Source organism: Polaromonas sp. P3_C2 (genome assembly GCF_056402675.1).
Genome location: NZ_JBFUGX010000263.1, coordinates 1 through 5,556 on the forward strand (window position 1 = coordinate 1; position 5,556 = coordinate 5,556).

The following is a 5,556-nucleotide window of genomic DNA, read 5'->3' on the forward strand; positions in this document are numbered from 1 at the left end:
GGATGGGCCAGCGCACGCCGTCGGCACAGATTTGCGGCTCGAACCACACCACGAGGAACACGCCGATGAGGCCCAGCAGCACTGGCGGCAGGATCAGCTTCCAGCTCAGCCCGGCAAAAAAAATCACCGCGAGCCCCGCGGCCAGCACCAGCAGGGAGGTTCCCAGATCAGGCTGCTTCATGATGAGCCCGACCGGAACGAGCAGCAACAACCCGGCGGCCAGGAAGTCCAGCGGGCGTAGCTGGCCTTCGCGTTTCTGAAACCACCAGGCCAGCATCAGCGGCATGGCAATTTTCAGGATTTCGCTGGGCTGGATCACCACGCCCACATTGAGCCAGCGCCGAGCGCCTTTTTTGGTGACGCCGAAGATCGCCACCGCCACCAGCAAGGCCACGCCGGCGATGTACAGCGGCACGGCAAACGCCATCAAGCGCTGGGGCGGCACCTGGGCCACCACAAACATGATGGCGCCGGCAATCAGCATGTTGCGGCCATGGTCAACAAACCGGGTGCCGTGGTCATACCCTGACGAATACATGATCAGGAGGCCTGCACAGGCCAGCAAAAACACCGCAAACGCCAGCAGGCCGTCAAAGCCCTGGAGCAAAGGCAAGGTTCGCTGATAAAGGGAGGGTTTGTCGAAAACGGCGGCCATGCGCGGATTATCCGTCAGCCTTGAAGCCGGGAACGCGTGGCCGGGCATCCCGCGAAAGCGGGCATCGCTATCAATTACATAGCTGCTCGCGCTGGCCCTGATTGGCTTGAAACCCTGTTTCACTTAAAACCGGCATCAAACACCGCGAAACCCGGGAAATCGGCTCCGGCAAAACCTGTGGTGGCCAGCCCGTCTAACATGCGGCATGCGCACCACCCACCTGCTCTATCTCCACGGATTTCGCTCCTCCCCCCAATCCGTGAAAGCAAAAAAAATGGCCGCTGCCGTGCAGCAGCGCCATCCCACCGTTCACTGGTGGTGCCCGCAGCTGCCACCTTCGCCGCACGCCGCGCTGCAGATGGTGAAGGACGAAATTGCCGGCTGGCCCGGCAAGCCGGGCTACCAAAGCATGGGCGTGATCGGCTCTTCGCTGGGCGGCTTTTACGCCACTGCGGTGGCCGAACAGGCCGCTTGCAAGGCCGTGCTACTCAACCCGGCCGTGGAGCCGGCGCGCGACCTCACCCGCTACATCGGCGAGCAAACGGCCTGGCACAACCCGGAAGAACACTTTTTCTTCGAACCCCGCTTTGTGGATGAGCTGAAAGCACAGCACGCCGGGCCGCTGAAATCGCCGCAAAACTACCTCGCCATCGTTGCCAAGGGTGACGAAGTGCTGGACTGGCGTGAAATGACGGCCCGTTATGCGGGCGCTCACATCCGGCTGCTGGAAGGCGGCGACCATGCACTGAGCGACTTTGACCGGCATTTGCCGACCATCCTCGACTTCCTGGCATTGGCCTGAAATCTCTCTGAAGCAGCCCTGATTACACTAGTCTCAAGTCATCAAAGACACCAAAGGGATCCCGTTTTGTTTGTATTGTTTGAAGAAGCCGGCAAGTTCCTGGCCGGCCGCATTTTGTCCGAGAGCGATGCCTCGCTGCAGGTCGAGCTCGACTCGGGCAAGCGTGTGAAGGTCAAGGGCGTTAATGCCCTGCTGAAGTTTGAAAAGCCATCCCCTGCCGAGATGGTGGCCGCCGGCCAAAAGCTGAGCCACGATATTGAGCTGGACCTGGCTTGGGAATTCGCCAGCGAAGACGAATTCGGCTTTGCCGACCTGGCGCGCGATTACTTCAGCGCCGACGGCAAAGCCGCCTCGCTGGAGCAACAGGCCGCCGCGCTCTTTCGCCTGTATGACGCGCCGCACTACTTTCGCCGTGCCGGCAAGGGCCGCTTCAAGAAGGCACCGGCGGAAATCCTGCAGCAGGCGTTGGCCGCCATCGAAAAGAAAAAGCAGGTCGCAGCGCAAATCACCGCCTGGGCCGAAGAACTGGGCCGCGGCGAATGCCCGGCGCCGGTGCGCGATCAGCTTTACAAAATCCTCTTCAAGCCCGACAAGAACAGCGCCGAATACAAGGCAGTCGTCGAAGCCTCGCGCGCCACGCACACCGCGCCGCTCGATTTGCTGCAAAAGGCCGGCGCCATCGCTTCGCCTTACCAGTTTCACTGGAAGCGCTTTTTGTTTGAGAACTTCCCCAAGGGCACGGGCTTTCCGGCGCTGCAAGCGCCTGAAGTCAAGGACGAGCTGCCGCTGGCCGATGTGAAGGCTTTCTCCATCGACGACTCAGCCACCACCGAGATCGACGATGCGCTGTCCGTGCAGGGCCTGGGCAGCGGCACTGTCACGCTTGGCATCCACATCGCCGCGCCGGGCCTGGCCGTATTGCCCGGCAGCCCGATCGACACCGTGGGCCGCGCGCGGCTTTCCACCGTGTACATGCCCGGCTACAAGCTGACCATGCTGCCGGATGAAATCGTCAAAAGCTACACGCTGCAGGAAGGCCGCAACTGCCCTGCGCTGTCGCTGTACCTCACGCTGGATGAGGCCACACTCGAAATCAAGGAAAGCGCCACCCGACTGGAGCTGGTGCCCATCGTCAGCAACCTGCGCCACGACGTGCTGGACAGCACCTTCACCGAGGCTTTTTTTGAAACCGCGCAAAGCAATCCGCCTACCGGCGTGCAATGGGGTGTGGAGCTGACCTTTCTGCACCGGTTGGCCAAACATCTGAAGGCGCAGCGCGAAATCGTGCGCGGCAAGCCAGAAAACTTCAACCGGCCAGACTACAACTTCAGGCTGGACAACCCCACAGGCGGCGAGCCCCAGGGCAACGAGACGGTCAGCATCAGTACGCGCCAGCGCGGCGCACCGCTGGACTTGATCGTGGCCGAGGCCATGATCCTGGCGAACAGCACCTGGGGCGAGTGGCTGGCCGAGCACGGCGTGCCCGGCATTTACCGCAGCCAGGCCAGCCTCTTGCCCGGCGTGAAAGTGCGCATGGGCACCAAGGCCCTGCCGCATGCGGGCATCGGCGTCAAAAGCTATGCCTGGAGCACCTCGCCGCTGCGCCGCTACACCGACCTGGTCAACCAGTGGCAAATCATTGCCTGCGCACGCCATGGCCGCACGGCGGCACTGGCTGCGCCGTTCAAGCCCAAGGACGCCGAGCTGTTTTCCATCATCTCGGGCTTTGATGCCGCCTACAGCGCCTACAACGGGTTCCAGGCCGGCATCGAGCGCTACTGGACACTCAAATACCTGCAGCAGAACAACATCACCGAGCTGACCGCCACCGCCTTCAAGGACAATCTGGTGCGCGCCGACGAGTTGCCGCTGGTGCTGCCGGCCGCCGGCGCGCAGGGCCTGCCGCGTGGCGCGAAAGTGCGTATAAAGCTGGGCGAGATCGACGAGATCACGCTGGATATTTCCGGCACAGTGGTCGAGCGGCTGGACGTGGAGATGGATGAGTCTCCTGATCCGCTGGGCGAGGAGGATGGCGAGTCCGAGATGGCCGCCGGCCCGATCTCGATTGCAGTCGATGTCAATGAGCCACAAACCGATGCCGCTGTGGCGGCTCCGGTCGCCGGTTAACACCGCAATACGCTCATAAACACCGATAATCTCTTCCTGTGAAGTCACCAAGCACACTGCAAATCGCCCTGGGCGCCTCCATCGCCTTTCATGCGGTGTTGCTGACGGCGCGTTTTGTTGATCCGGACCGCTTCAACCGCGTCTTTCAGGACACGCCGCTGGAAGTGATCCTGGTCAACGCCAAGTCCAACGAAAAGCCTGACTTTGCCAAAGCCATCGCGCAGGCCTCGCTGGCCGGTGGTGGCGACATGGAAAAAGGCCGCGCCACTTCTCCCCTGCCGCCTTCGGCCCTGATGGAGCTGGGCGACGCCACCGAAGACGCCCAGCGCAAGGTCGATTCCCTGCAGGAGCAGCAAACCCAGTTGCTCGCCCAAATCAAAAAACAGCTGGCATCGATGCCGCCGCCCGACCCCACACAGCCCGCCAACAACCCGGCGCAGGCCGAGCGCGAGGAAAAACGCAAGCAGCTCGTCAAGATCCTGGCGGAAATCGAGCGGCGCATCAACGAAGAAAACGCACGGCCGAAAAAGCGCTACATCAGCCCGGCCACACGTGAAGAGGTCTACGCCGTTTATTACGACGAACTGCGCCGCAAGATTGAAGACAAGGGGACGGTGAACTTCCCCGAGCTGGCCGGCAAAAAACTGTACGGTGAACTCACGATGATTGTGACGGTGAATTTTGACGGCAGCGTGATCGACACGGAAGTCGTGCAGACCTCGGGCAACCTGACGCTGGACCGGCGGGCGCAAAGCATCGTGCGCGGCACGGGGCCTTTCGGCAAGTTCAGCGATGCGATGCGCAGCAAGGCGGACCAGATCGTGGTGGTGTCGCGCTTCAAGTTCACGCGCGATGACACGCTTGAAACCAAACTCACCAGCCGCTAGCCCCGACTGCTGCTTTCAGCCCCACGCACATGAACACCCGGCCCCGCCATGGATAAGTATTACGTCCTGGGCAATCCGATCGCGCACAGCAAATCCCCGCTGATTCACGCACGATTTGCCGAGCTCACGGGGCAATCCCTGCAATACGAACGCCTGCTGGTGCCGCTGGAGGCGTTCGGCGCCACACTGGCTGAACTGGTACAGGGCGGCGTAAAAGGCTGCAACGTCACCGTGCCTTTCAAGCTGCAAGCTTTTGAAGCCGCAAGCACACGGACCGACAGGGCGCAATTGGCCCAGGCCGCCAACACGTTGGTGCTGCAAGGCGGCGCCATCCACGCCGACAACACCGACGGCGTGGGCCTGGTGAACGACATCCAKAACAACGCCGGTGTTTCGCTGGCCGGGCGCGATGTGCTGCTGATCGGCGCAGGCGGTGCCGGCGCCGGCGCGCTGGCCACCCTGCTGGCGGCCGGGCCACGCCGTCTGGTGCTGGTCAACCGCACGCGGGCGAAAGCCGACGCGCTGGTGGCACGGCACCGGGCACACTCGTCCATGCAGGGTTTGCTACAAAAAACGGAGCTACTCGCGCACGACCTGCAAGGTCTGCAGGGCTATTTCGATGTAATTGTCAATGCCAGCGCAAGCAGCCTGACTGGCGCGGGGGTGCCGGTTCCGGCGCGGGTGCTCAAGCCCGGCGCGCTGGCCTGCGACATGATGTACGGCCCCGCCGCGGCGGGCTTCATGGCCTGGGCCCGGGAAAACGGCGCAACGCCGCGCGACGGGCTGGGCATGCTGGTGGAGCAAGCCGCCGAGGCCTTCGCCCTGTGGCGCGGGGTTCGTCCGCCCTCTGCCCAGGTATTGCGGGAAATGCGGGCGCAGCTGGCATGAAGGCATGCACGCCATGAAAGCACTCTTCAGGCTCATCGGCCTCGGGCTGCTGGCAGGCCTGGCGCTGCAACTGTTTTTTGTGACGCGCATCGCCATGATGGCCGTGGTGGACCCGGAATCCACCGCTTTTCAGCGCTCGGAAGCCTACCTGGTAGTGCGCAACACCGGATCCCTCAAATGGCAGCAGCAATGGGTGC

At 62.7% G+C, this 5,556-nt stretch carries 5 protein-coding genes and 1 pseudogene; 5 read left to right on the forward strand and 1 reads right to left on the reverse strand.

Going from position 1 to position 5,556, the window contains the following annotated elements; all coding sequences use genetic code 11:
* Positions 1–655 (reverse strand): FtsW/RodA/SpoVE family cell cycle protein (locus AC1DWI_RS12335; protein ID WP_477724924.1); only part of this gene is annotated, 655 nt, incomplete at its 3' end.
* Between the two features lie 205 nt (positions 656–860).
* Between AC1DWI_RS12335 and AC1DWI_RS12340 the strand changes: the two genes are divergently transcribed.
* The 5 genes and pseudogenes from AC1DWI_RS12340 to AC1DWI_RS12360 all read left to right on the forward strand — a co-directional run.
* Entirely contained in the window at positions 861–1,457 is a 597-nt protein-coding gene (locus AC1DWI_RS12340) for a YqiA/YcfP family alpha/beta fold hydrolase (RefSeq protein ID WP_477668386.1), read from the forward strand.
* Positions 1,458–1,523: 66 nt separating this feature from the next.
* Positions 1,524–3,584 carry a ribonuclease catalytic domain-containing protein gene (locus AC1DWI_RS12345; protein ID WP_477668387.1) on the forward strand — a complete coding sequence of 687 codons (2,061 nt, stop codon included), beginning with the start codon at positions 1,524–1,526 and terminating at the stop codon, positions 3,582–3,584.
* 38 nt (positions 3,585–3,622) lie between these two features.
* Positions 3,623–4,471 carry an energy transducer TonB gene (locus AC1DWI_RS12350; RefSeq protein WP_477668388.1) on the forward strand — a complete coding sequence of 283 codons (849 nt, stop codon included), beginning with the start codon at positions 3,623–3,625 and terminating at the stop codon, positions 4,469–4,471.
* 48 nt (positions 4,472–4,519) lie between these two features.
* Positions 4,520–5,359: a shikimate dehydrogenase gene (gene aroE / locus AC1DWI_RS12355; RefSeq protein WP_477724925.1), complete on the forward strand. Its 840-nt coding sequence runs from the start codon at positions 4,520–4,522 to the stop codon at positions 5,357–5,359.
* Between the two features lie 13 nt (positions 5,360–5,372).
* Positions 5,373–5,556: pseudogene (locus AC1DWI_RS12360) on the forward strand (monofunctional biosynthetic peptidoglycan transglycosylase); the annotation flags it as partial.

Bases quoted from the DNA above. Each gene is read 5' to 3' on its own strand.
- AC1DWI_RS12340 (WP_477668386.1), top strand. From the start codon at position 861: ATGCGCACCACCCACCTGCTCTATCTCCACGGATTTCGCTCCTCCCCC.